Genomic DNA, 25,560 nt, shown 5'->3' on the forward strand with positions numbered 1-25,560 from the left:
TAGCTTCTTCTCGTTGTTTTTCTTTCGCTGATGCTACCAAGCGGCAATCGTACCATCCGTACGGGATTCAGTTCCACCCATTAATACACCAGTCTCAGGATTACGCCAAATGATTTGCCCACGCCCAAAACTTCCTCCATCCGGTGTAATTGTAACTTGATGACCCCTTCTTTCTAACTCTTGCACTATATAATTAGGAAACTCTGGTTCTACGAAAATAGATTTTTCTTTCATCCATTGCCATCTTGGCATATCTAGTGCAGCTTGCGGATTTAAGGCATAGTCGACCGTATTGGTTACTACTTGGAAATGACCTTGTGGTTGCATATAGCCGCCCATTACACCAAAAGGACCAACTGCCTTACCATCTTTTGTTAAGAAGCCAGGGATGATTGTATGATAAGTCCGTTTGCCACCTTTTAAATAATTCGGATGATTGTCATCCAATGAGAAATCATGACCTCTATTTTGTAAACTAATGCCCGTACCTGGGATCACAATTCCTGAGCCAAAGCCCATGTAATTACTCTGAATATAAGAAATCATATTTCCTTCTTCATCTGCAGCAGCTAAATATACTGTACCGCCTTTCGGCAACTCATAAGGTTCCGGATTGGAAGCGATATCCGAAATTGTTTGACTGCGTTTATCCGCATACTCCTTAGAAAGTAACTCTTCTGTTTCAATAGGCATATCTGCTGCCTCTGTAATAAATGCTTTTCCATCAGTAAAGGCAAGTTTCATCGATTCAATTTGTTCATGAAGCGTTTGGGCTGATTGCCATTGTGGCTTTGACAATCTCTCAAAATTATTAAGTGCCATCAACGCAACCATTCCTTGACCATTCGGAGGAATCTCCCATACATCGTAACCTCTGTACTGAGTAGAGATAGGATTTACCCATTCAGGCTCATATTTACACAGATCTTCTTTTGTTAAAAAACCTTCATGTTTCTTCATAAAAGCATCCATTTGTTCCGCTAATTCACCCTCATAAAAGGAGCGGCCTTCCGACTCTCCAATTGCTTGAAGGGTTTTAGCGTGCCCTTCTGAACGCCATAATTCACCGATCTCTGGTGCTCTTCCCCCCGGTGCGAACGTTTCGAACCATCCTTCGAAAGCCTCATCCGTAAATTCTTCTTTAAACTTCGTATATGCCCTTTTCCAATACTTCCCTAGAATCGGTGTCAGCGGATAGCCCTCTTCTGCATATCTAATCGCTGGCTTTAATGATTCAAGTAAAGATAGTTTACCGAACCGTTTCGATAACGTTGCCCATGCGGCTGGTACCCCGGGTACAGTAACAGGGATGGTACCGTATGTTGGCATTTTTGTGAATCCACGCTTTTTAACCTCATCAGCAGAAATAGATTGAGGTGCAGGGCCAGAAGCATTTAATCCATGAAGTTGATCTTTTACCCAAACGAGAGCAAAGGCATCTCCACCGATTCCATTTGAAGTTGGCTCAACGACTGTTAATGCTGCAGCTGTTGCAATCGCTGCATCAATCGCATTCCCCCCTTTTTGCAATATCTCAATACCTGCTTGTGCTGCTAAAGGCTGTGAAGTCGCTACCATTCCTTTTTTAGCGAACACTGTATGTCTTTTTGCCGAGAATGGGTGATGTAAGTAATCCAAATTAACCTCTCCTTTTACATTTGTAAATATAAAATCAATTTTAACTTACGTAATGTATATTACACATTACAGATTATAGAATAAAATTAATGATAATAACAGGATTTAAATCTAATATATTTTAAATTCTTCAAAATCAATATGTTAATTATCTTGATTATTCTTACACAAATGTTAACCTACAATAAAAACACGAGATGCTAGCTAACAGCACCTCGCTCTTCAAAGGAATTTCACTTCGCTTCTTTAAAAATAGATTCCCCAGCAAAATGACAAGCTGCATAATGTTCCTCACCGTACTCTCTCCATTGAGGCTTCTCTTCCATACATTGTGTCCTCGCTATTGGGCAACGGGTATGAAAGGGACAACCAGAAGGAGGATCTGCCGGATTCGGTAAATCACCTTGTAACCTTATTCTATTTCGTTTCTTTTCAATAGAGGGTCTAGGAATAGCAGAAAGTAATGCTTGTGTATAGGGATGTAGAGGAGCATTATATAAATCTTCTACCTTTCCCTCCTCAACCGTATTCCCTAAATACATCACTAGTACTCTATCGCAAAAATAACGAACAACACCTAAGTCATGAGAAATAAACATATAAGATAGTTGATACTTTTGCTGTAAGGTTTTCAATAACTTTAACACCTGTGCTTGGACAGATACGTCGAGAGCAGATACTGCCTCGTCACAAATGATAAAGGATGGATTTAAACAGATGGCACGTGCAATCCCAATTCTCTGCCTTTGTCCACCACTGAATTCATGAGGAAAACGATCATAATGCTCTTCTTTTAAGCCTACTTCTTTTAATAAATCTAAAACCGCTAACTTTTTTTCTTTACTGGACATAGATGTATGTATGGAAAAAACCTCTGCTATAGCTGGACCTATTTTTTGTCTAGGATTTAAAGAAGCAAAGGGATCTTGGAAGATCATTTGCATTTCTTTCACAAATTTAAGCTTTTCTTTTTTTCTTAATGATTGTATTTCGGTCTCTTTGAATTTAACTGTCCCGGCCGTTAATTCTTCTAATCCTAGAATGGCTTTTCCTAACGTCGATTTTCCACACCCTGACTCGCCTACAACACCTAAACTTTCACCTTCATATAATTTAAAAGAAACATTTTCTACTGCTTTCACATGAGATTGTACCCTTTGCAACAAACCACCCTTGATTGGGTAGTACTTCTTTAACTGGTTAATTTCAAGAAGGGTCTTTTTTCTCCCATTATCATTTGCGACACTCATGGATTTGTTACCTCCTCTGCTTCAAGCCAACAACTCACCGAATGAGAGTGAGACAAATCAAAGGCAGGTGGCTCTTGTTGTTTACATGTTTCCATGGCAAATTTACAACGGTCGTGGAATCGGCAACCTTGAATTTGTTGATTTAAACTAGGTAAAGAACCAGGAATAGCTTCAAGTTCAAAGTCAGGTTTGTCTACATCTGGTACAGAATTTAACAGTCCAACGGTATAAGGATGTTTTGGATGATTAAAAATCTCCTCTACTGTCCCTTCTTCTACCTTTTTCCCTGCATACATAACCATTACTCTGTCAGCTACTTCTGCAACAACACCCATATCATGGGTCACCATGATTACGCCCATATGATATTCTTGCTTTAAATCATTAATCAAATCTAGAATTTGCGCTTGAATCGTCACATCTAACGCAGTCGTCGGTTCATCTGCAATCAGTAATCCGGGGTTACATGACAACGCAATCGCGATCATTACCCTTTGACGCATGCCTCCACTTAATTCATGTGGATATTGACTCATTCTTTTCTCAGGATAAGGAATACCCACACTTTTCAGAAGATCAATTCCCTTTTTATGGGCTTCTTTTTTAGATAATTTCTCATGAATTATTAGAGGTTCTCTTAACTGATAGCCTATCGTTAAAACAGGATTCAGCGCTGTCATCGGTTCTTGAAATATCATCGAGATTTGGTTGCCACGAATCTGTCTCATTTGTTCAGCTGTATGACTTTGAATAGCCTCTCCCTCATACTTAATTTCTCCACTTGCAATTCTACCGTTACTAGGTAACAATCCAATAATTGAGAGAGAAGTTATACTTTTACCACAGCCCGATTCGCCAACAATACATAATGTCTCACCCTTATTTAGCGAGAATGAAACATCGCGGACAGCAGGTAAATACCCGTCTGCTGTCCGAAACTCTGTAATCATATTTTTCACTTCTAGTAAAGCCTCTCCCATTGTTGCACCTACTTTCTTGTTACTTCTGATAGATTCCATTTACCAGTTGCTTCTAAAAGTAGACCTTCATAAGATTGATCCATTGCAGCTGTTACGATGGAGTGATACATAATAACGACTGCATCGTCATCTAACATTAAGCGATTAGCTTGATCTAATAGTTCTAACCGTTTATCTTGGTCTGTTGTTGTTCTCGATTCATCTACTAATTGATCAAATGCTTCGTTACTATATTGTGCTCTATTTGATGCACCTACATTATCAGTGTGGAAATTAGGATAAAATAATTCTGAGCCATCAGCCGTTAAGTTAGACCAGCTTAAGAAGGTTAAATCAAAGTTCCCTTGTCTTGCCGTATCTAGGAATGAAGCCCATTCCATTGACTCAATTTCGATGTTAAACCCGGCCTCTGACAATTGCGCTTGAACGATTTCAGCCATCAGTAAGAAATTACTTCTATTTGGTGTTAATAACTTATACGTTTTCTCTCCAAATCCATTTTCCTCTACTAAACTTTTAGCCTTTTCTAAATCATAAGGTGTACCTGCTTGAGCAGCAGATTCTACGTACCCAAATACTTTTGGCCCTATGACACTATCACTGCGAATGCCTAACCCGTTCATTTTTGAAACAACAGCATCCCGGTCAATCGCGCTAGCAAAAGCTTCACGTAATTTTGCATCTTGGTATTCTTCTTTTCCATGATTCACAGTGAAATAGTATTCTGGTGTCCCATCCACCTTTTCAACTGTTACATTCTTAAGACTTTCAATTCTTTCAATCTGTTCCATAGGAAGGTTATCAATAAATTGTACTTCTCCTGTTTGTAACATCGAGATTGCTGTTGATATTTCTGGAACAACTTTAAAAATTAATTGTTGAATCGCAGGTGCGCCATCACGATAGTCTTCATTGGCTTCTAATACGACTTGATCCCCTGGTACCCATTTCGCAAATTTGAATGGCCCTGTACCGACAGGCTCTTTATTTAAATCTCCCTCTTTATCAGCTGTTGGGCTTACAATGGCTGCATTAGAATGTGACAGTGCCGCTAGAAAAGGACCGTATGGATATTTAGTTTTGATTTCAACTGTGTAATCGTCAATCACATTAATAGATTCAACCGGCTCCATTAGTGAAGCTCGTGGGGCTGCTGTCTCTGGATCTCTTAATTTATCAAAAGTATATTTAACAGCTTCTGCATTAAAGTCTGTTCCATCATGGAACTTAACTCCTTCTTTTAATTTAATCAGCCAAGTGTTCTCATCTGGATTTTCATAAGATTCAGCTAATTTAGGTTCTATTTCCATTGTTTCTGTATTTCTATCAAACAACTTTTCATACACATGGTCAGTCACATTAGCTGATGCACTATCATTTGTCATAATAGGTGATAGCCCTACTGCATCTGATAGTGAAGCATATGTAAATGTATCGATTTTACCGTTCCCTTCACCCTCCCCACTTGCCGGTTCATTACCGCTTGAACAAGCAGATACAATCATTAATGTGAATATCGCTAGTATTGCTAATAACTTTTTCCTCATTCTTAATTCCCCCCAATTTTTATACATTCATATTAGGATCAATGGCATCTCGTAATCCATCCCCTAATACATTAAAAGCAAATACAGTTAACATGATGGCAATCCCAGGTACAATCGTTAGATGTGGAGATGACCACATAAAAGCCTGTCCTTGCGAAATCATTGATCCCCATTCAGGGGTAGGTGGTTGTGCACCTAAGCCTAAATAGCTTAATGCAGCTGTTGAAAGAATAGCCGTAGCCATTCGCATTGTGGCAAAAACTATAATAGGCGCAAAACAATTTGGTAATATATGTTTAATCATAATACGAAGATCTGAAGCACCTACCGATTTCATGGCCATAATATATTCTTTTTCCTTTATCGATAAAACGGACCCTCGCACAATTCGTGCACAGGAAGGTATCGACCAAATACTTATAGCGATAGCTACATTTACTAAACTTGTACCGAGTACAGCAATAATGAGCATAGCAAGTAAAATCCCTGGGAATGAAAATAATAAATCGACAAATCTCATAATAATGCCATCTAATTTTTTGTAATATCCACCAAGTAAACCTAGCGTAACGCCACCAAGAAGGCCGAGCACTACAGCTACGATCCCTACTAATAGAGAAATTTGTGAGCCATAAACAATTCGGCTCCAAACATCTCTTCCATAATTGTCTGTGCCTAACCAATGACCCTCACTAAATACAGGTAATTCACTAGCTGATAGGTCCTGCTTCACGGGATCGTGGGTTGCAATAATAGGTGCCAACAACGCCATGGCGATTTGAAGAATGATAATGATTAACCCAAGAACCGCTAACTTATTTCGTAGCAACCTTTTTATAATTAACAACCACTCATTATCCTTTTTCGGTGTTACTGCTACTGGACTATTCGTTGCCTGAACAACCTCTGGCATCAGTTTTTCCTCCCTTCGTCATTACTGATATTTAATCCTTGGATCAATATATGTATAAACCACATCAACGACTAAATTCACAACAACAAAGAGTGTAGCTACTAAAAGAACAGAGCCTTGTACCATCGGAAAATCTCTAGCTGCTATGGCGTCAATCATTAGCCTACCTACACCATTAATCGCAAATACTTTTTCAGTGATAATGGTCCCTCCTAATAGCGAACCAAAGTTCACACCAATCACTGTCAAAACAGGAATCATCGCATTTTTTAATGTATGAATCCATATAACTTCGCGTTCTTTTACACCTTTTGCTCTTGCTGTTCTTACATAATCTGCCCTTACTACTTCAAGCATAGATGATCTCGTCATTCTAGCAATCATCGCAGCTGCCCCTGTCCCTAAAGTGATTGCAGGTAAGATTAATTCCTTCACCCCTTCAATGGTATACCATGGTGAAGATAACCCACCGACCGGGAGTAGTTGTAAGTTAACGGAAAATATAAGGATAAGGACAGCACCCATCCAAAAGTTCGGTATAGAGATACCCGCAAGAGCAAAGGTTGTTGACCCTACATCTAGCCAAGAATTTTGTTTAAGAGCTGATATCAACCCTGTTAAAATACCAATAACAATGGCGACAATCATACTGGCAATTGCTAACTTTAGCGTATTTGGCAGTCTTACCCCAATCGCCTCAGCTACAGACTGTTGGTTTTGATATGAATATCCTAAATCACCTTGTACAAGATCTACTACATAGCGACCATATTGTGTAAGAAAAGGGTCATCTAAACCAAGATTATCTCTTATCGCCTCCACATCTTCTTTTGATGCTGTTGGCCCTCCAATCATTGATGCCGGGTCACCAGGCGCCAAATACATGGATGAGAATACAAGAAAGGAAATACCAAATAGTAGAATCACAAGTTGAAAAAATCTTCTGAATATAAATCCGACCAATTTCACCCCTCCTTCGAAATCATTTGTTAATCATTTTCCTTTTTTTAATTACTAAATGTTTAAAATAATTTAAAAATGATTATAAAACATAAATATACAAAATTCTATATATTTTTTCATTTTTTTAAATTATTTTTTATTTCAATTTCCTTTTGTTTTCATTATTTTACAAATATGTTCATTATGTAACTTAAGTATAATTATTTATTATCTTTTAGTTATCGATAGGTAAAGCGTTTTCAAAAACAAAAGGTAATTTACCAATTTCTTGTCCCACACAAAAAAAAGACCCGCCAGTGGCGAGTACCTGTTTTTCAAAAAATATTTAAGTTTAATAGGGTATCAAATCTCGTTGATCAGGAATCTAGCAAAGTTAGGAGGTTTTCTTTTCAGAAGACGGACAAATTGGTTGGTGCTGTTCAGCTATCTTTTCGGTTGTTCCGAAGTTGGACGTGCTACTTGGGATTACCTCCGCTATCTATCAGAATGTCTAATCAGAAGTTCCAATTGGCTTAATTGTTATTATCGCAGCTTGCATTCGATACAAAATAAGCAATGTTACTACAATTTTAACCCGCGACGACTTTTAAATCTTCTTAGCAATATGTTACTTTCCACACGCGTAATGCCATCTAGGGCATATAATTCTTCGTTAATAAACCTCTCAAGTGCATCAAAGTTATCTACTAACACATGTGTATGTAAAGTAGAGGGGCCGGTCATTTGGTAACAACTAGCAACACTTGCATTCTCCGCCAACGCCTCGGCTACTTTCACTAACGAACTCGGTTCACAATCAATCTCAAAAAAAGCGGAAACTTCTTTCCCTGCCTTGCCACTATTAATCACAACTGTAAACTGTTCAATCACACCATCTTCAACAAGTTTAGACACTCTTTCCCTTACGGCTACTCGGGAAAGACCTAATTGTTTACCAATATCAACATAAGACATTCTACCATTTTCAATTAATAAATCTAATATCTTCTTATCGACCTGATCCAAAAAAACACCACCTTCTCTTTTGACTATGTAAAAAATGAAATTAACCTGTATATTTAATTATCATATCAAACAGAAATTATCAAATACTATTTACGCTGTTGTCTCATTTAATGATTTTTTTATGAAAACAGCGTTACACAGTTAGCGATATGAGAGACAATGATTCAATCTTTTTTATACCACCTCCGACGGTATACACGGAATTGTAATAATATACGGTGTACAGATTCGTTTTGTTTCCTTTCTGTGTTTGCTTCTGACCGAACTTCAAATCGCTTTAACTCGGCACTCAATTCAGTTTTCGATCTAAAATAACCTGCGTTGGTTGAGATTTCCCGTTTCCCCACTCTACTTATTGGACTTCTTATATGTTATGTTCATATCGGCAATAACACCCACCATGTTGTTTGTTTTTGGCTCCTTAAAAGCAAACAAGAAAAACCGCTCTTCAAACAGAAGATGCGGTTCTTATTAACCTAATAATTTTTGGTAGATGGAGCGTGCTTGTGCCAGGTCTTTTGTTCCGTGGATGAGTGCCCGACCATCTTGGAAGATTACAACTCTTTCTGGTTTCAGATCAATTGACAAAAGGTACGGGTTCCCTTTCGTGTCATAGCCCGACACCTTCATTTGTTGAGATAGCCTTTGCAAGTCTAATTGCTGGACAGTCGATGGCCTCACTTGCACCGTATCTCTTCCACAAAGTACAGTCGTCTTTGTTAAGTTTTCTTGTTGGAGAAACGGATAGGTCGGTGCCTCCCCACATGATAAGCAACCTGTATCCTTTATTTTAGCAACCTTTATATTCGAATATTGATTTCGCCACATGTCAAAGCTTGTAAAAGTCGTGCGAATGGCATCTAAGTCACCTACCAATATCTTGAGTGCTTCTGCGGTTTGATGAGCGATAACCATTTGCACAGCAGGAGCTATAATTCCACCTGTATCACAGGTCATACCTTGAATAGGAATCTTCTTCAACAAGCAATGCAGACAGGGTGTCACACCAGGAATAATGGTTAAACTCATTCCAAAGCTGCCGACACATGCACCATAAATCCATGGAATGTGATGTTTTTGTGATATATCATTTAAGAGCATTCGCGTTTCAAAATTATCTGTCGCATCAAGAATTAAATCAACTTCACTAACGAGATCTTCTAACAAAGACGGCACAGCATCAGCTACCATCGCCACCACTTCAACTTCTGAATTAATCGCCATTAGTCTCTTCTTAGCAGCAATAGCTTTAGGCAACTTCTCTTTTACATCCTCTTCCGTATAAAGCTGTTGTCTTTGGAGATTACTTGCTTCTACGTAGTCGCGGTCAATGATGGTTAACTTGCCTACACCCGAGCGAACTAACACTTCAGCATTGCCAGAACCAAGTGCCCCCGCCCCTATCATTAAGACATGCTTACGCCCAATGAGTGATTGCCCTTTTTCACCAATGGGAGAAAATAATAATTGCCTTGAGTATCTATCATTCATTACATTAGCCTCCACTAACTGGCGGAATAAAGGCAATCGTATCCCCTTCTTGAATCACATCAGCATCTTCAGCAAACTCTTCGTTGATCGCTGTCATGACACTATCAATTGATGATAAACCATACGTTTCATGTACTTCTTGTTTTAACGCTAATACGCTCTTACCTTTCGCCTCTATTTGTAAACTTTCCACACCAACTTCATCCTTTAAATGAGCAAAAAACAATACATTATTCATCTAGATGTTTCGCCTCCGGTTTCCCTTCAGGATAAGATACTTTTTCCAATTGGTCGCCAATCCATTCTTGTCCATCTTCCCAATGTTCTTTTTTCCAAATGGGTACGATTTCTTTAATACGTTCAATGGCATATCGGTTTGCTTCATAAGCATCAGCACGATGAGGTGTCGAGACAGCAATCACAACAGCAACGTCCGTTATATCTAATTTACCTACTCTATGCACAATTGCTACTTCGGCTCCTTGCCATCGCTCCCTAATTTCCGTGCCAATTTGCTCAAGCTTTTTTATAGCCATACTTTCATATGCCTCATATATTAAAAACAAAGTCTTCTTACCTTTAGTTAATTCTCTTACTGTTCCAATAAACGTCGTAATAGCGCCTGCGTTTCTTTGTACGACATGATCAATTACTTCTTGTATATTGATTGGCTCTTTTGAAATTCCAAACTTCATTTTAACACCTCGCATCTAAGTTCTATTTTATCAATTCTTACTAGAAATTTGTATTGCTTTCCTCCAATCACTCGGGTCATTCATATTGAAGAAGCTTTGTTCAAAATTAACTAGACGATGCCGAGTTACATCTTCTTCTGTTACTTTTTTTACCTTTAACTGATTTAAGAATAACTGTAGCTTCAAATCATTTGCCTCTAAACATTTCTCTACTATTTCCCTTACTCTCTTATGGTAGACAGCAAGAAGTGGATGAATTTGACCATTCACTTCAGGAATAACTGCTGAATAGCCTTCGAGATGGTTTAAAAGCCATTTCATTGTTTCAGCCGTAACAAAGGGCATATCACAAGCAACAATAATATTTTCATCATTTGTAGAATGATATAGGCCAGACTCAATTCCAGCTAACGGACCTTTATTAGGGTAGCGATCACTTACCTTTTTAACAGGGAGGAAATGATAATCTTCTGGTGTATTTGTTACAATAAGAATATCATTCGTTACGGATTGCAACTCCCTTACTAGGCGTTCGATTACTGTTTCCCCATTCACCGCTAACAAAGCTTTATTTTCCCCCATCCTACTCGACTTACCACCCGCTAAAATAATTCCGGTACTCTGCATACTACCACCTTTTTCACCATTCACGTCTATATATACCATTAAAGCGATTTTCCGGTGGCTATGCAATGGATAAAACTGAAAGATAGACAAACGGGAAAATGTTTGTTAATTTAAACAATGTCCAAAACCTTTGACAGGAGAGGCAGGACTACGATTTGAAAAACCGGATAAAACCGCTAAGAATACAGCTGCGCTTAACACAAGAGGCATTAGCTAAGAAATGCAACGTTAGTAGGCAGACCATTAATTGTATTGAAAACGATAAATATGACCCAACTTTAGCGCTCGCCTTCAAAATTGCAAGGTCATTACAGACAAATGTAGAAGAGGTTTTTAACTATGAGGAAAATTTCTAAAGATACGATAATTACCATGAAAGATTTTGTCGATGAAAAGCATGAGATTCTTCATCAACCAATAGAGGATTTAAGGTTACCGGCAACTGAGGAAGATTTAGCGGAGCTACAAGCGATGCTCGTATACTTACGAAATAGTCAGGATGAGAAATTAGCTAAGAAATACAAATTACGCCCTGGCACTGGCTTATCAGCCAATCAAATCGGCATTGCTAAACGAATGTTCGCTGCTAAATATGAAGATGAAAAAGGGCAATCATATGAATACCAATTGATTAACCCGAAGATTATCAGTCATTCAACAAATATTATTTGTATTCCAGAAGGAGAAGGCTGCTTATCAGTTAATCGTGAAGTATTCGGCCAAGTGCCACGTTATGAAAAAATTAAAGTTAGAGCGTATAATGAAAAAGGTGAGGAAGTCACACTCTCTTTTAAAGGATTTGCCTCTATTCTTATGCAACATGAGATCGATCATCTAAACGGTATTATGTTTTACGAGCGAATTGATAAAAATCAACCAATTATAAATAAAATATAACCAGATTCACTATATTAAAATAGAGACCATATACATTTTTAAAATAATTGTTATAATGATGATAAAATGCATGTCTAATCTATCACTCCAGGGAGGAAACGTCAGATGACTATGAAAAAAGTCTTAACTATAGCTGGATCAGATTCTAGTGGTGGTGCGGGGATTCAAGCTGATTTGAAAACTTTTCAAGAGCTTGGTGTGTACGGAATGTCAGCACTTACTACTATTGTAACAATGGACCCTAAAAACGACTGGCATCATAATGTTTTTCCAATTGAAATTAGTACATTAGAGGCTCAAATTGAAACCATCCTTTCTGTTGGCATAGATGCAATGAAAACAGGTATGCTTGGTTCAGTGGAAATTATTGAAACAGCTGCCAAAACAATTAAAGAGAGTGGCGTTCCTGCAGTTATTGATCCAGTAATGGTATGTAAAGGCGAAGATGAAGTACTACATCCTGAAACAGCGGATGCCCTTCGTGAGGTACTCGTTCCTTTAGCAACCGTTGTGACACCAAATCTTTTTGAAGCATCACAACTTGCACAAGTGAAACCGATCAAAACAATTGAAGAAATGAAAAAAGCGGCGGAAAAGATTCATGCACTTGGTCCAAAATATGTCATCATTAAAGGTGGCAGTAAGTTGCAATCTGAAAAAGCCATTGACCTTTTATTTGATGGAGAAAATTTCACAATCTTACAGGCTGAACTGATTAATACGCCTTACATCCATGGGGCAGGGTGCACTTTCTCAAGTGCCATCACTGCTGAACTGGCAAAGGGCAAATCGGTAACAGAAGCAATCGATGTAGCCAAAGATTTTATCACTGCAGCCATTACACATGGATTCAAACTAAATGAATATGTTGGACCAACAATGCACGGTGCTTACCGTACTTTTGGTGCGGATCGTACGAAGGTTGAACAATAATAACATTTTAAGGAGAATGTCTCTCGAGTGAGCATTCTCCTTTTTGTTTCTTGATCAATTCTTCTAATCATGCTGCTCCCTGAGTCACACATTATGCAAAACCACTTTTTTTTTAGTAAAATAAAAGAATCAAATGGATAGCTTAATTCTCATTTTGACAAATTATATAGAAATGCTTTTCGAAAGGGGGAAATGAATTTGGATATCGTCATGAAAGAACAAGTACAGCTGGCTTTGGATGAACGTGCAAATAAGGACGTTTATATCCACCTTGAAACAACAAACGGTGCTTACGCTTCACACTTTGATGAGACTTTCTTTTCATCAGGTGCCTATATTCGTAATGCCAAACTAAAATATATTCATAGTAAAATCGCCGGAAACGGACCTTACAGAATCGGGTTAAAAACTGACATCGGTTGGGTGTATGCGGAAGGCATTACCCATTATGAAATAGATGAACATGATCGCTTATTAATGGCTGGTCATGATTTTAAAGGTAAACTAGCGGTTTCTCTAGAAATTAGCGAAACACCCTTTGAATAAATAGCGGAAGGAGGAAGAATGATGGAAAAAGAAAGACAAGTACTTGTTATTTTTCCTCATCCAGATGATGAGGCATTTGGCGTTTCTGGTACGATTGCCAAGCATATTCAAAATGGCACACCTGTAACTTACGCATGCTTAACACTGGGTGAAATGGGTAGAAATATGGGCGATCCCCCTTTTGCGACAAGAGAATCATTGCCACATATTCGAAAACAAGAGCTTCAAAATGCCGCTAAAGCGATGGGCATAACTGACTTGAGAATGCTTGGTTATCGCGATAAAACGGTTGAATTTGAACCAGAAGATAAACTAGCACAACATATGGGTGAAATCATAGAAGAATTAAACCCCTCTTTGGTCATAACATTCTACCCGGGTTATGCAGTGCATCCAGATCATGATGCAACAGGAGCGGCAGTTATTCATGCCGTTAAAAACCTTCCAAAAGAAAAACGTCCAAAGGTATATTGCGTCGCTTTTTCTAACAATTGTGAGGAAGAAATTGGTGCGGCAGATGTTGTTCATGATGTAACAGAAGTTGCTGACATTAAATTGAATACATTAAAAGCCCATGTCTCACAAACACAGTTAATGATTAAGGAAATGGAAGAAAACCTTAAGAAACAGGACCCTGCTGTGATGGCTAGAATTAACCAAGAACGCTTTTGGACCTATCAATTTGATGAATAAATACTTTTTAAAAAAACAGAACCTCCATATACCGTTGGAAGTTCTGTTTTCTATTAAAAGCTTATTTTGTTTGATTTTCTTCAGGTCTTTCTTCTATCTGTTCGCCTTCTTTGGAGACATCTTCATCAGATATTTCTTTCGTACCTTCAAGCATATTTTTTAAATTCGTTAATTGATAGCCATCTTCACGATGTACCATGTTCACTAAAAATTTACGCAGAAGCTTCATTTTAAATCCTGTTGTTTTAATATTAGCTTCTAAATCAACCTGTGTACCTTCATCCACTTCATCAAAACGATAATAGTATTCTGCGATTAAACCGTTGGAATTGGAACGCGTTGCAAATACTTTATTTGTTTCATATGCTAATACTTCGATTTCAGATGTGATATCGGAAGCACGAACTCTTCTTGTTTCTCTCAGTTTTGTACCAACAGCTAATGGCCCATCATTGATCTTTTCTCTCTTTACTACAAGTGGCATGATCTCATGAATATTATCTATATCGACCATATAGGAAAAAACTTCTTCAACTGGTTTATGAATAATTACGGTTGTGCGAAAGTCAGACATTATGTTTTCTACAACTCCATTCGTTAACTATCTACATTCATTCTTACCATAAAGTTGGGGTCGCTGTCATCTTAGACGAATAGAAGATTAACTGCTGTTCACTTATCGTTTTGCTACTTATCTGATTTTTAATCGATATAACCGATCATCCTGTTCTGCCGGATTGCCGCGGCCGTCTGTATTATTACTGATAAAATACAGATGATCCCCATCGACATAAACATCTCTTACTCTACCTACGTCACTTACTAAAGTAGACATTTCATTTGTCTCTAAATTTAACTGCATGACTGCGGTACCTCTTAAACTTGCTATATAAAGATTATTATCTGCATAAGCAATACCTGATGGTGCCCAGGTTGTGTCATCTCCTGAGGTGACGAGTGGGGTAATCATCCCTTCTTTTTCCTCTGTACCCGTAATTTCAGGCCAACCATAATTCCCAAGTGCGGTTATTTTATTAATTTCATCATTTGCTGTTGGACCATGTTCACTTGCGTACATTTCTCCTTCATCTGTCCAAGCCAAACCTTGAGGATTACGATGACCATAGCTATAAAGATAAGATTCTTTTGAAGGATTATCTTCTGGAATACTGCCATCTTTATTCATCCTTAAAATCTTTCCTGCTAACGAATTTTGATCTTGTGCAAGTTCAGGTTCTGTCGCATCTCCTGTAGTGACATATAATTTATCATCTGGGCCAATCGCTAGCCTACCCCCATGATGAAAAGCACCACTCGGAATTTCATCTAAAAGTATATCCGTTTCCACCCACATCTGTTTTTGATCATCCAATGATAATGTGACAACACGATTTAACGGTTGACCATCGAGCTCGTATGTATAATATGCAATCCCTTTTGTACCATCATCAATTAAAACAAACCCAAGTAATCCTGCTTCTTGTGCCGTTGATAACGATTTTTCTAATTCTACGGGTTGACGAGTTAATTCTCCCCCTTCAATTTTAGCAATTGTACCTGTTCTTTCGGATAAATAGAATACATCATCGCGCTTATTAATTGACCAAGGGATATCAAGGTCTTCTGCCACCACTTCTACCTTTTGCTGATTCGATACATCTACCGATTCTGGTTCTTCATCCATTTCATTGTTAGAATTACAACCCATAAGAATAAGTAGGAAACTTGCAACAAATAAAATAGTCAGTTTCTTCACTAAATCTACATCCTTTCTTTTTTTAAAATCTTGTTATATTAAAGTAATAATTTTCAGAATCATATGATAAAATTCTATCAAAAGGGGGAATGATAGATGAAAATAATTGTTAGCTTTTTTAATCGTTTAATGCAAAGATACTTACCAGACCCATTTCTATTTGTTATCATTTTAACATTTTTAGTGTTTGCACTTGGACTCATATTTACTGATAGTGGTCCATATCAAATGGTCCAATTCTGGGGTGAAGGATTCTGGGGATTATTATCTTTTGCTATGCAAATGGTGCTAGTATTAATTACCGGTCATGTATTAGCAAGCAGCGCTATATTCAAAGCTGGACTGAGTGCATTAGCTTCAAAAGCAAAAACACCTGGGCAAGCTGTTATTATTGTAACAATCATATCATTACTTGCTAGTTGGATTAACTGGGGATTTGGATTAGTCATTGGTGCTTTATTTGCCAAAGAGTTAGCGCGCCATGTAAAAGGAGTCGACTACAGGCTATTAATTGCAAGCGCTTACTCAGGCTTTGTTATATGGCATGGTGGTATTTCAGGATCAACACCGCTAACAATTGCCACTCCAGGTCATTTTTCCGAAGATTTGATTGGGATTATTCCAACAAGCGAAACCATCTTTTCATCATTTAACTTGATTATCACTATCGCACTTTTTATTGTTTTACCTATTGTCAATCGTATCATGCTTCCAGCTAAAGATGATACTGTTACGGTTGATCCAGCGTTATTAAAAGAAGATTTACCTGCAGCGACATTAGAAAGAGATTCCATGACACCAGCAGAGAAATTAGAGAATAGCCAAATACTCTCGTTACTTATTGGCGTGATGGGATTAATCTTCTTATTTTATTATTTTGTTACTAATGGTTTTGCCCTAAATTTAGATATTGTAAACTTTCTTTTTTTATTTCTTGGTATTCTCTTTCATCGTACCCCTCGTCACTTTTTGCAGGCAGTTACGAATGCTGTTAAAGGTGGCAGTGGCATTATTATTCAATTTCCGTTCTATGCAGGAATTATTGGTATGATGACAGCTTCCGGCCTAGCGGCTGTTATATCCAATGGATTTGTTTCCATTGCTAATGAACATACTTTACCATTATTTACTTTCCTGAGTGCAGGTCTTGTCAATATTTTTGTACCATCTGGTGGAGGTCAATGGGCTGTGCAAGCTCCTGTTATGTTAGACGCAGCGATCGCATTGGATGTTTCCATTCCTAAAATCGCAATGGCGGTAGCATGGGGAGATGCTTGGACGAACTTAATACAGCCTTTTTGGGCTTTACCCGCTCTTGCCATCGCAGGTCTAAAAGCAAAAGATATTATGGGCTTTTGTGTACTTACATTAATTGCTAGTGGAATCATTATTTCGTTAGGTTTCTTACTATTATAAACGAACAAATTTACGAAAAGTACTAAGTAGGATTTATGCACCAGTCTGAAGTAATTCGTGATGTAAATCGCTTCAGACTGTGTGATAATTAGATTGGTTAATCCCCATAGTAAAATTATCATTTGTCTAAAGTCTATTTCACCTATTGGTGCATTCCCTTTTACGCTCAACATCGCCTCTTTTTGCTGCCACTTGCATCTACATAACTTCTGCACACTTATCCTCTGCTAGTCATCACCTATAGGATATTTATTAGACCAAAAGATGTGTTTAACAACTCATCTACCGTTTCTTACATTTAATTCTCCAATAAGTGAGGAGAAAGGACCCAATAAATTCGACCGTTTATTGTGTTGAGCAACATCGAATAAGTTTTTTATTTTACCATTGTATCTAACGTAACGTGAGGTTTTATAATACTACATAAGGAGGGCTCTTATGACAAATGATTATTACCGTATTGGAGAGTTTGCTAAGAAAACAAATACGACCATTCGTACATTGCATTATTATGATGAGATTGGCTTATTAAAGCCCGCACGCACTAGCAAAACAGGTGATAGATATTATTCTACAAATGAAATATTAACAGTTCAAAAGATTGTTACTTTAAAATATTTAGGTTATCCATTAAATAAAATACAGAAGCTTCTCAACAACAATGAGTGGGATCTGCAACAATCTCTTTCGTTTCAACGAGAAGAGCTCGTTATCAAAAGACAGCAAATAAATCACATGATTAAAACATTAGACCATGCTCTTTCTATTTTAGAAGAAAATCAAACAGTTGATCCTAATATTTTCATTATGCTCATTAACTCCATTCAAATGGAAGCGGAGCATAAAGAATGGATGAGGAATTTTATCCCTGAGCATATGATTCAAGATATCTACAATATTTCTGATGAAAAACAACAACAATTAAACAAACGAGTCGCTAAAGAATTTGCAAACATAAAAAAGTTGGTGGGCACCGATCATAATGATGAGCATGTCCAATCAGTGGTTGCAGCCATTTGGGATATCCTCTATGACCTTTATCCCAATATAGAGGAAATCATTCTCCGCATAACAGAAATAAATGACGATATTGATCGCCATCTCGCCGAAGCTCCTGTTCTTTTCCCCTCTCCATTTACAGTGGAAGAAGAAGAATGGCTTGCCCAAGCTATCTCCATTTATCTAGAAAAGAAAGGAATGGAAAAAATTGAAGACAAAAAAGAAAACGACTAGTCTGTGGTCATTATTAAAAGGCGCAAATGTACCAAAGTGGATCATAATTGTTGCTTTGCTACTCAGCCTACTTGAAACCGCAGCAGGATTGGTCGTTCCGTTATTCACAGCTAATATGGTCGACCAGTTAGCTACATCTCGCCTTGAACTTTCGCTCATTGCATTATTAGGAGGCGCGTTCATTATCCAAACAATTGCCTCAGGTTTTTCCTTTTATTTAATGACTTATATTGGAGAGAGAATGGTTGCCTCTTTACGAAGGAAACTATGGGAACATTCCATCCATCTCCCAATTCCTTTCTTTGATAAGCATCAATCAGGAGAAACAATGAGCCGAATCACACAAGATACAAATATAGTAAAAACTTTGATTACACAACATATTATTACGTTTATAACGGGAATGATTTCAATCATTGGGGCAATTATTATTCTACTAATGATTGACTGGCGAATGACACTCATCATGCTTATTGCTGTTCCATTAGCCGTTCTTATAATCATGCCGCTCGGGCAAAAAATATATAAAGTCTCTTTATCTACCCAAGATCAAATGGCTGACTTTTCAAGCAACCTTGGTCGGGTCTTATCAGATATTCGACTTGTGAAGGCTTATCAAGCTGAAAAAACGGAGATTGAAAAAGGGAATAAAAACATTCAGCGCTTATTCCAATTTGGTTTAAAGGAAGCAAAAATCCAAGCTGTCGTCTCACCATTTATGACCTTTATTATGATGTTTGTTCTTGTGGTCCTAATTGGATATGGCGGCGTACGAGTCGCTTCAGGGGAATTATCTGCTGGTTCATTAGTAGCTATTATTATTTATATGTTCCAGATTGTTGTTCCATTTACCCAAATGGCTTCCTTCTTTACTGCTTATCAAAAAGCAATGGGTGCAACAGAAAGAATTCAGGATATGTTGAATACACCTACCGAGAATATGAATGAAGGAACAAAAGGGATAATCCATCCAGAGGAGATTACTTTTAACCAACTCCAATTCTCATATAAAGATGACCAGATTATTAAAGATATCAATTTACACATTCCAGCTGGAAAAACAACGGCATTTGTCGGTCCAAGCGGTAGCGGTAAAACGACCCTATTCGCTCTGCTCGAACGCTTTTATGGACCTAATGGCGGCCTTATTCTATTAAATGGCAAGCCAGCAGAGGAGTATGCTCTTGAAAATTGGCGGGAACAAATTGGTTATGTTTCTCAAGAGAGCCCGCTGATGTCTGGCACGATTCGAGAAAACTTAACATATGGCACGAAAAGAGAAATTAGTGAAGAGGAATTACTGCAAGCAACTACACAAGCTCATGCAGCAGAGTTTATAGAGAGATTGCCAAATGGTTTAAACACCGATGTAGGTGAGCGAGGAATTAAACTCTCTGGTGGACAACGCCAACGCATTGCCATTGCTAGAGCCATTATTCGTGATCCAAAAATCCTTTTATTAGATGAAGCCACATCGAATCTTGATAGTTCATCCGAACAACTCGTACAATCAGCTCTCCAAAATTTAATGAAAGGCCGAACAACACTCGTCATTGCACACAGACTGTCAACTATCATTGATGCCGACCAAATTATTGTTCTTGAAAATGGAAAAATCACAGGAAAAGGGACACACGATGAATTGATGCAATCTCACCCTTTATACGTACAACTCGCTACAAAGCAATTAAATATCAGTCAAACTTAAGCTGAGAGAGAGGCATATACCTCTACTCAGCTTCTTTTATGACCTACTTTTAACAGGAATAGGTTGCTCAACACCGTCAAAGCCTTCTTGATAAATACGACTAATAATTGATTCAATTTCAGGCTCTTCGACAGTTAAATCTTTTATATTATGTGTTTGTGTAATTTGTGTGATAACACCCGAAGCAGATATATCTTCTCGATTAAAGCGTATCCAATACTTACCTGCTTCTACTTTAAACACTTCTGCTTTTTCAAGCGTCAATGGCTTAGAATGTTCTTCTAGATCTACTACAAGAGTACGGATTTTCCCAAATCGATTTTTCACTACTGTCATTTCTCCATCATACACTTTCTGCCCGTGATCAATTAATACCATCCTCTTACAAAGTTGCTCGATATCTTCCATATCATGGGTGGTTAAAATAACTGTAATATCGCGTTCTTTATTGATTTCTTTTATAAATGTCCGCATGCGTTCTTTCGCCACTACGTCTAACCCAATCGTTGGTTCATCTAAGAATAAAATGGGAGGATCATGCAGTAAGGAAGCGGCAATGTCAGCACGCATTCTTTGACCTAAAGAGAGTTGCCTGACTGGCGTATTGATGAACTCATCTAACCCAAGAATTTCCGTAAATGTATCCATATTTTCTTTATAGCGGCTATGTGAAACTTGATAAATTTCCTTTAATAATTCGAATGATTCAATCGTTGGTAAATCCCACCATAATTGCGTTCTTTGCCCAAAGACAACACCAATATTTTTTGCATTTGCTTGGCGGTTTTCATAAGGAACAATGCCATTTACTTTAACCGTGCCCGCACTAGGTACAAGAATTCCAGTTAACATTTTAATCGTTGTTGATTTCCCTGCACCGTTAGGTCCGATATAGCCGACCATTTCTCCTTTATCCACAGTGAAACTTACATCCTTTACCGCATGCTTCGTATAAAATTCACGTTTTACCAGACTTTTCATGGCACCAAGAAAGCCGGTCTCACGTTTCGCAACTTTAAATTCTTTCATCAACTGATCTACTTCTATGATAGCCATTCTTTACCCTCCACTCTGTTTATGACTGCCAACCTTCACTACGCTTTATGAGCCCGTACTCTTATAACGGCTGAGTCCTAGCATCCAAATGTAATAGGCAATAATGAAGAAAACAATACCAACCAATGGTGAAAAATAACCAATATTTTCTGGAAAGTATGGCGTTTCTTTACCCAAGATAACGCTTGCAGGAAAATAATTCACAAAACCAAAAGGAACAACAAACGCCGTAAACCATTGCACCATTTTTGGATAAATGACTAATGGGTAATTCGTTAAGTTTCTTGCCGGATACATCACTACCCAATAAAATTGCTCCGATTTCGTTGTCCAAAAAGCAAAAGCTGAGATAATCACGAGCAAGCCACCTTGTATAAGGACTCCACCAAGCACTGCAGCTAATAAAAATAGGACATTAGCAATGGTCCAATGAATGTGCAATTCTACACTTACCCAAATAAAAATAAAGATACTAAAAATAAACTGTCCAAAGGATGCCACATCAAATTTCATCGCCATAAAGTGAAAAAAAGGATTAATCGGCCGCACTAAGAAACGATCAAATGTACCGTTCAAAATGTATGTATCAAGACTACGAAAATGGAAAAATAAAATAATGCAAAATCCCCAAGAAAGCACAGCTATCGCAAATAAAAATAACATCTCATAAAAATTCCATGTACCTAACTCCTGAAACTGATAGAGCATTACCCACATTGTTATCGCCGTTCCTGCATACGAGGTCAGCATCCCTACAATCCTCATAAAGAAGGCAAATCGGTATTGCAGCTGGGCCCTTATACCAGCAGCAACAAGTTTAAAATATAAATCAATATATCTCATGAATGTACTTATCCCCCTTGAACAACAACCTTCTGCGATGCTTTATTCCATACTAATCTTAAAAAGATATATGTAACGACCACCCAAAACAACTGAACACCAATAGAAGTAAGGATTTGATATCCTGCAATCTCACCTATAAAGATTGCATTTGGAATGTAATAAATACCTTGAAAGGGCAAGTATGAGGCAAAGCTCGCGAGCCAACCTGGGAAAAACCACAATGGAATAACCGAACCAGATAGTAATGACATCGCAAAATAAAAGATATCCTCAACTCCGCCGGTTTCTACTAGAAAGAAAGTTAATAATCCAAAGGCCATTTCAATACAATAACGAATTAAAAACCCAATAAAAGCGGCAAATGAAAAAGCTAACCAGATAAGTGGATCGTTAGGTAATGAAAGGTCCATGAAGAAAAATAATATAATATACAAAGGTAATAGTGCAGTAATCATATAGAAAAACACACTGCCAAAGTCTGCGAATAAATAACGTAAAGGCACATCAAAAGGACGCATTAATTCCAATGAAATATCACCCGTACGCACTTTCTCTTGTATTTCCCAGAGAGGAGTCCCAGCCCCGTTTACACCTGAGAGAAATTGACTTACTACAATATATGTAAGCATTGCTTGAAAACTGATGCCACCAGCCTCTTCTCTACCCGCATATAACGCTGTCCAGATAGAACCCCACATTAAAAGAAAGATCACATTAGAACCGAGTCTAGACCAGACATCAAATCGGTACACAGCCGAACGTAGAAAAGACTTTTTGGCAAACGTCCAATACAATCGATAATTGAACATCTACTTCCCACCTGCTTCTTTAAAAATCACGTCATCTGCAAACATTTTAACATAATTTTACTAAGACTCACCCCTTTTAGTTTGACAATTATTAAAATTGACAATAGAATAACATCTCTACCATTTTTAAGTATAAGGTTGGCAATTAATATAGAATGAATTAAAATGTAGTCTGACTTATTTTTATTAGAAGGAGACATCAACTGATGCGTAAATATAAATTATCGGATATGTTGACCTTCCTCATTCCGTCAATTTTAGGTATCTTATTCTTTATGATTCCTATTAGTATTGATGGGGAGGTAACAATTCCTATCGCTATATTATCCGGCTGGATACAGGATTTATTAAATGGATCTATTCCACTTATTATGGTCGTTATTATTGTCCTTACTTTAGTAGGAACTTTGATTGCCAAGATTTCTCCTGCTATATTCAAAAACTCACCCTTTTTAAATAACCTATTCAATGTCACATATGGATGGGTAATTGTCCGCTTCATCGGGGCTGTATTTGCTGTTCTAACATATCTTCAATGGGGAGTTGAAGCAGTTTGGTCTACAGCTACTGGTGGACTTTTATTATTTGATCTATTGCCCGTTTTATTTAGTGTATTTTTATTTGCCGGCTTACTTTTGCCGTTATTAGTCAATTTCGGTCTACTAGAGTTATTTGGTTCTTTACTTACCAAGGTAATGAGACCACTTTTCAAACTACCAGGTCGTTCAGCAGTCGACTGTGTTGCCTCTTGGATTGGAGATGGTACAATCGGAGTGCTTTTAACAAGCAAGCAATACGAAGAAGGCTTTTATACAAAAAAAGAAGCGGCTATTATTGGAACTACTTTTTCTGTTGTGTCTATCACTTTCAGTCTTGTTGTTATTTCTCAAGTTGGCTTAGGGGATTACTTTATTCCTTTCTACTTAACCATACTAGCAACAGGGATCATTGCAGCATTCATTATGCCTCGTATCCCACCACTTTCAAGAAAAGCGGATACTTATTATAAAGAGAAAGCAAAAGAAGCAGATGAGGACATTCCTAAAGGCTATAATTCTTTTACTTGGGGTATTGATTCTGCGATTAATAGAGCAAAGAAAAATAAAGATGTTAAGGCTTTCTTCACCGATGGCTTTAAAAATATTTTAGATATGTGGATGGGTGTTGCACCAATTGTTATGGCCCTCGGCACACTCGCGTTAATTTTAGCTGAATATACGCCTATCTTCACTTGGATAGGAATGCCATTTATTCCTATTTTAGAGCTTTTAGGACTACCTGAAGCTGCTGCCGCATCTGAAACATTATTCGTTGGGTTTGCAGATATGTTTTTACCTTCTGTCATGGGGGCAGGAATAGAAAGTGAAATGACACGGTTTGTCATCGCTGCTCTATCCGTATCACAGCTCATTTATATGTCTGAAGTTGGTGGATTACTACTAGGTTCTAAAATTCCTGTATCTTTCTTTGACTTAGTATTAATTTTTATTCTTAGAACAGTTATTGCTTTACCAGTTATTACATTGGTTGCTCATTTTATTTTTTAACCCCGTTATTCTTTCTCGGGAAATAATTTTATTCGCCACCTGTCATTCCTAACAGGTGGCGTTTTTATATACATTGAATAGATTGAACTTTTGATAGATGTATAACTAAAAAGATCCATCGGTTATGATAAAACCTCCAACCATACAACGTTTGCCCCTTTACGAAGGTTGGACAAAACCAAAGTTGTTCTCCATTTTTAAGCGCCATACAGTGAATACGATATAATCCTTTCACACAAATTTGTTTCAAAATGAATTCAGGTTGTTCTTCAGGTAGATTGGGCATTTTTTTTGGCGGTTTATAAGAAGGGGGCGTTTGCTGGAATGTACCTATATCCATATTTTTTAACAGTTTCCCTTTAATACCTTTTGGTTCATGTACGTTAAAATGACTCATATTAATCACCTCATGCACATCTTATGTGAATAGTGACTATTTGGCCTCACACCTCTTTAGAAATTACTATAATCCCTAGCCAGAAAACAAAAAAATGCCTGCAGTAACATCTTCTGAGGCATTTGGTATTTTATTGAGCGATCTCGTATAATTCTGCACTTGTCATTTTAATGAGGTCTTGCAACGTTAATTCTATCTGAGTACCTAATTTACCCCCACTAACAATCATACTTTTCAAATCCTTTGCTGATGCATCGATAATAGTAGGATATTGTTTTTTCATACCAATTGGTGAACAACCGCCACGAATATAGCCGGTAATCTTCTGAATATCTTTCACATGGATCATTTCAATTTTCTTCTCACCTGACGCCTTAGCAGCCTTTTTCATATCCAGTTCCTTATCGACTGGAATAACAAAGACATAGTTTTGTTTACTTGCACCGACTGTCACTAATGTTTTAAAAACCGTTTGACCTGATTTCCCCGTTTTTTCTGCCACCGAAAGACCATCTATTTTTCCATCCGCGACATCATAAGTCATGATCTCATAGCTTACTTTCGACTGATCTAATAACCGCATCGCATTTGTTTTTCCTTTTGCCATTCATCTA

27 protein-coding genes are annotated in these 25,560 nt (G+C 37.6%); 9 read left to right on the forward strand and 18 right to left on the reverse strand.

Annotated features, from left to right (window positions below; translation table 11 throughout):
• Window positions 1–33: 33 nt before the first annotated feature.
• From MKX78_RS22830 to mobA, 11 genes are all read right to left on the reverse strand, one after another.
• Entirely contained in the window at window positions 34–1,638 is a 1,605-nt protein-coding gene (locus MKX78_RS22830) for a gamma-glutamyltransferase family protein (RefSeq protein ID WP_307316474.1), read from the reverse strand.
• Between the two features lie 233 nt (window positions 1,639–1,871).
• A complete protein-coding gene (locus MKX78_RS22835; RefSeq protein WP_095371488.1) occupies window positions 1,872–2,888 on the reverse strand; it encodes an ABC transporter ATP-binding protein in 1,017 nt (338 codons plus the stop codon).
• On the reverse strand, window positions 2,885–3,868 hold the full coding sequence (locus tag MKX78_RS22840; protein ID WP_095373578.1) for an ABC transporter ATP-binding protein: 984 nt from the start codon (window positions 3,866–3,868) through the stop codon (window positions 2,885–2,887). The genes MKX78_RS22835 and MKX78_RS22840 overlap by 4 nt, the downstream gene beginning before the upstream one ends.
• An 8-nt stretch (window positions 3,869–3,876) precedes the next feature.
• The gene (locus MKX78_RS22845; RefSeq protein ID WP_341052552.1) at window positions 3,877–5,415 is read right to left on the reverse strand and encodes an ABC transporter substrate-binding protein; all 1,539 of its coding nucleotides are present in this window, start codon (window positions 5,413–5,415) and stop codon (window positions 3,877–3,879) included.
• Window positions 5,416–5,434: 19 nt separating this feature from the next.
• On the reverse strand, window positions 5,435–6,328 hold the full coding sequence (locus MKX78_RS22850; RefSeq protein WP_095371487.1) for an ABC transporter permease: 894 nt from the start codon (window positions 6,326–6,328) through the stop codon (window positions 5,435–5,437).
• Between the two features lie 21 nt (window positions 6,329–6,349).
• Entirely contained in the window at window positions 6,350–7,291 is a 942-nt protein-coding gene (gene nikB / locus MKX78_RS22855) for a nickel ABC transporter permease (RefSeq protein ID WP_095371486.1), read from the reverse strand.
• A 561-nt stretch (window positions 7,292–7,852) separates the two neighbouring features.
• Window positions 7,853–8,296 carry an Lrp/AsnC family transcriptional regulator gene (locus tag MKX78_RS22860; RefSeq protein ID WP_224936847.1) on the reverse strand — a complete coding sequence of 148 codons (444 nt, stop codon included), beginning with the start codon at window positions 8,294–8,296 and terminating at the stop codon, window positions 7,853–7,855.
• A gap of 471 nt (window positions 8,297–8,767) precedes the next feature.
• Window positions 8,768–9,787, reverse strand: coding sequence for a thiazole biosynthesis adenylyltransferase ThiF (locus MKX78_RS22865; protein ID WP_095371485.1), 1,020 nt, complete (start codon window positions 9,785–9,787; stop codon window positions 8,768–8,770).
• Window positions 9,788–9,791: 4 nt separating this feature from the next.
• Complete coding sequence (gene moaD, locus MKX78_RS22870) at window positions 9,792–10,025, reverse strand: molybdopterin converting factor subunit 1 (RefSeq protein ID WP_307316465.1); 234 nt, start codon at window positions 10,023–10,025, stop codon at window positions 9,792–9,794.
• A complete protein-coding gene (locus tag MKX78_RS22875) occupies window positions 10,018–10,482 on the reverse strand; it encodes a molybdenum cofactor biosynthesis protein MoaE (RefSeq protein WP_095371483.1) in 465 nt (154 codons plus the stop codon). Before MKX78_RS22875 ends, moaD begins: the two co-directional genes overlap by 8 nt.
• A gap of 30 nt (window positions 10,483–10,512) precedes the next feature.
• A complete protein-coding gene (gene mobA / locus MKX78_RS22880; protein WP_218971977.1) occupies window positions 10,513–11,109 on the reverse strand; it encodes a molybdenum cofactor guanylyltransferase in 597 nt (198 codons plus the stop codon).
• Between the two features lie 155 nt (window positions 11,110–11,264).
• On the opposite strand from mobA, the gene MKX78_RS22885 reads away from it, so the two are divergent.
• The 5 genes from MKX78_RS22885 to bshB2 all read left to right on the forward strand — a co-directional run bounded on the left by MKX78_RS22885 (window position 11,265) and on the right by bshB2 (window position 14,178).
• On the forward strand, window positions 11,265–11,465 hold the full coding sequence (locus MKX78_RS22885) for a helix-turn-helix transcriptional regulator (protein WP_307316461.1): 201 nt from the start codon (window positions 11,265–11,267) through the stop codon (window positions 11,463–11,465).
• The gene (gene def / locus MKX78_RS22890; protein ID WP_307316458.1) at window positions 11,449–12,006 is read left to right on the forward strand and encodes a peptide deformylase; all 558 of its coding nucleotides are present in this window, start codon (window positions 11,449–11,451) and stop codon (window positions 12,004–12,006) included. Before MKX78_RS22885 ends, def begins: the two co-directional genes overlap by 17 nt.
• 105 nt (window positions 12,007–12,111) lie before the next feature.
• Entirely contained in the window at window positions 12,112–12,939 is an 828-nt protein-coding gene (pdxK, locus tag MKX78_RS22895; RefSeq protein ID WP_095371479.1) for a pyridoxine/pyridoxal/pyridoxamine kinase, read from the forward strand.
• 192 nt (window positions 12,940–13,131) lie between these two features.
• On the forward strand, window positions 13,132–13,485 hold the full coding sequence (locus tag MKX78_RS22900) for a YojF family protein (protein WP_370873353.1): 354 nt from the start codon (window positions 13,132–13,134) through the stop codon (window positions 13,483–13,485).
• Between the two features lie 21 nt (window positions 13,486–13,506).
• Window positions 13,507–14,178 (forward strand): bacillithiol biosynthesis deacetylase BshB2, encoded by a 672-nt coding sequence (gene bshB2, locus MKX78_RS22905; RefSeq protein ID WP_095371477.1) that lies wholly within the window; start codon window positions 13,507–13,509, stop codon window positions 14,176–14,178.
• Window positions 14,179–14,239: 61 nt separating this feature from the next.
• Here bshB2 and MKX78_RS22910 read toward each other — a convergent pair whose 3' ends face one another.
• Together MKX78_RS22910 and MKX78_RS22915 are read right to left on the reverse strand one after the other, a co-directional pair.
• Window positions 14,240–14,752, reverse strand: coding sequence for an SRPBCC family protein (locus MKX78_RS22910; protein WP_095371476.1), 513 nt, complete (start codon window positions 14,750–14,752; stop codon window positions 14,240–14,242).
• Window positions 14,753–14,869: 117 nt separating this feature from the next.
• A complete protein-coding gene (locus MKX78_RS22915) occupies window positions 14,870–15,934 on the reverse strand; it encodes a PQQ-dependent sugar dehydrogenase (protein ID WP_307316452.1) in 1,065 nt (354 codons plus the stop codon).
• Window positions 15,935–16,030: 96 nt separating this feature from the next.
• Here MKX78_RS22915 and MKX78_RS22920 point away from each other — a divergent pair, with 96 nt between their 5' ends.
• From MKX78_RS22920 to MKX78_RS22930, 3 genes are all read left to right on the forward strand, one after another.
• Entirely contained in the window at window positions 16,031–17,350 is a 1,320-nt protein-coding gene (locus MKX78_RS22920) for a short-chain fatty acid transporter (RefSeq protein WP_095371475.1), read from the forward strand.
• Between the two features lie 438 nt (window positions 17,351–17,788).
• Window positions 17,789–18,583: a MerR family transcriptional regulator gene (locus MKX78_RS22925; RefSeq protein ID WP_095371474.1), complete on the forward strand. Its 795-nt coding sequence runs from the start codon at window positions 17,789–17,791 to the stop codon at window positions 18,581–18,583.
• Window positions 18,558–20,291: an ABC transporter ATP-binding protein gene (locus MKX78_RS22930; protein ID WP_095371473.1), complete on the forward strand. Its 1,734-nt coding sequence runs from the start codon at window positions 18,558–18,560 to the stop codon at window positions 20,289–20,291. Before MKX78_RS22925 ends, MKX78_RS22930 begins: the two co-directional genes overlap by 26 nt.
• Window positions 20,292–20,327: 36 nt before the next feature.
• On the opposite strand, the gene MKX78_RS22935 is transcribed toward MKX78_RS22930, so the two are convergent.
• Genes MKX78_RS22935 through MKX78_RS22945 form a run of 3 tightly spaced genes read right to left on the reverse strand, consistent with a single transcriptional unit; the run spans window position 20,328 to window position 23,002 of the window.
• A complete protein-coding gene (locus tag MKX78_RS22935; protein WP_307316449.1) occupies window positions 20,328–21,347 on the reverse strand; it encodes an ABC transporter ATP-binding protein in 1,020 nt (339 codons plus the stop codon).
• Window positions 21,348–21,392: 45 nt separating this feature from the next.
• The gene (locus tag MKX78_RS22940; protein WP_307316448.1) at window positions 21,393–22,190 is read right to left on the reverse strand and encodes an ABC transporter permease; all 798 of its coding nucleotides are present in this window, start codon (window positions 22,188–22,190) and stop codon (window positions 21,393–21,395) included.
• 8 nt (window positions 22,191–22,198) lie between these two features.
• On the reverse strand, window positions 22,199–23,002 hold the full coding sequence (locus MKX78_RS22945) for an ABC transporter permease (protein WP_307316446.1): 804 nt from the start codon (window positions 23,000–23,002) through the stop codon (window positions 22,199–22,201).
• 206 nt (window positions 23,003–23,208) lie between these two features.
• Between MKX78_RS22945 and MKX78_RS22950 the strand changes: the two genes are divergently transcribed.
• On the forward strand, window positions 23,209–24,549 hold the full coding sequence (locus MKX78_RS22950) for a YjiH family protein (protein ID WP_095371469.1): 1,341 nt from the start codon (window positions 23,209–23,211) through the stop codon (window positions 24,547–24,549).
• Between the two features lie 64 nt (window positions 24,550–24,613).
• Here MKX78_RS22950 and MKX78_RS22955 read toward each other — a convergent pair whose 3' ends face one another.
• Both MKX78_RS22955 and ybaK read right to left on the reverse strand, forming a co-directional pair.
• A complete protein-coding gene (locus MKX78_RS22955; RefSeq protein WP_095371468.1) occupies window positions 24,614–24,946 on the reverse strand; it encodes a hypothetical protein in 333 nt (110 codons plus the stop codon).
• A gap of 130 nt (window positions 24,947–25,076) precedes the next feature.
• A complete protein-coding gene (gene ybaK / locus MKX78_RS22960) occupies window positions 25,077–25,553 on the reverse strand; it encodes a Cys-tRNA(Pro) deacylase (protein ID WP_095371467.1) in 477 nt (158 codons plus the stop codon).
• Window positions 25,554–25,560: the final 7 nt, after the last annotated feature.

The sequence above is a fragment of the Cytobacillus sp. FSL R5-0569 genome (genome assembly GCF_038007265.1).
GTDB classification, from domain to species: Bacteria; Bacillota; Bacilli; order Bacillales; family Cytobacillaceae; genus Cytobacillus; species Cytobacillus kochii.

Coding starts and splice junctions, on each gene's coding strand:
- MKX78_RS22920 (WP_095371475.1), top strand. CDS start 16,031: ATGAAAATAATTGTTAGCTTTTTTAATCGTTTAATGCAAAGATACTTA.
- MKX78_RS22865 (WP_095371485.1), bottom strand. CDS start 9,787: ATGAATGATAGATACTCAAGGCAATTATTATTTTCTCCCATTGGTGAA.
- MKX78_RS22840 (WP_095373578.1), bottom strand. CDS start 3,868: ATGGGAGAGGCTTTACTAGAAGTGAAAAATATGATTACAGAGTTTCGG.
- MKX78_RS22955 (WP_095371468.1), bottom strand. CDS start 24,946: ATGAGTCATTTTAACGTACATGAACCAAAAGGTATTAAAGGGAAACTG.
- def (WP_307316458.1), top strand. CDS start 11,449: ATGAGGAAAATTTCTAAAGATACGATAATTACCATGAAAGATTTTGTC.
- moaD (WP_307316465.1), bottom strand. CDS start 10,025: ATGAATAATGTATTGTTTTTTGCTCATTTAAAGGATGAAGTTGGTGTG.
- MKX78_RS22900 (WP_370873353.1), top strand. CDS start 13,132: ATGAATTTGGATATCGTCATGAAAGAACAAGTACAGCTGGCTTTGGAT.
- MKX78_RS22940 (WP_307316448.1), bottom strand. CDS start 22,190: ATGAGATATATTGATTTATATTTTAAACTTGTTGCTGCTGGTATAAGG.
- MKX78_RS22950 (WP_095371469.1), top strand. CDS start 23,209: ATGCGTAAATATAAATTATCGGATATGTTGACCTTCCTCATTCCGTCA.
- MKX78_RS22925 (WP_095371474.1), top strand. CDS start 17,789: ATGACAAATGATTATTACCGTATTGGAGAGTTTGCTAAGAAAACAAAT.
- mobA (WP_218971977.1), bottom strand. CDS start 11,109: ATGCAGAGTACCGGAATTATTTTAGCGGGTGGTAAGTCGAGTAGGATG.
- MKX78_RS22850 (WP_095371487.1), bottom strand. CDS start 6,328: ATGCCAGAGGTTGTTCAGGCAACGAATAGTCCAGTAGCAGTAACACCG.
- bshB2 (WP_095371477.1), top strand. CDS start 13,507: ATGGAAAAAGAAAGACAAGTACTTGTTATTTTTCCTCATCCAGATGAT.
- MKX78_RS22835 (WP_095371488.1), bottom strand. CDS start 2,888: ATGAGTGTCGCAAATGATAATGGGAGAAAAAAGACCCTTCTTGAAATT.
- MKX78_RS22875 (WP_095371483.1), bottom strand. CDS start 10,482: ATGAAGTTTGGAATTTCAAAAGAGCCAATCAATATACAAGAAGTAATT.
- MKX78_RS22935 (WP_307316449.1), bottom strand. CDS start 21,347: ATGGCTATCATAGAAGTAGATCAGTTGATGAAAGAATTTAAAGTTGCG.
- MKX78_RS22910 (WP_095371476.1), bottom strand. CDS start 14,752: ATGTCTGACTTTCGCACAACCGTAATTATTCATAAACCAGTTGAAGAA.
- MKX78_RS22945 (WP_307316446.1), bottom strand. CDS start 23,002: ATGTTCAATTATCGATTGTATTGGACGTTTGCCAAAAAGTCTTTTCTA.
- pdxK (WP_095371479.1), top strand. CDS start 12,112: ATGACTATGAAAAAAGTCTTAACTATAGCTGGATCAGATTCTAGTGGT.
- MKX78_RS22845 (WP_341052552.1), bottom strand. CDS start 5,415: ATGAGGAAAAAGTTATTAGCAATACTAGCGATATTCACATTAATGATT.
- ybaK (WP_095371467.1), bottom strand. CDS start 25,553: ATGGCAAAAGGAAAAACAAATGCGATGCGGTTATTAGATCAGTCGAAA.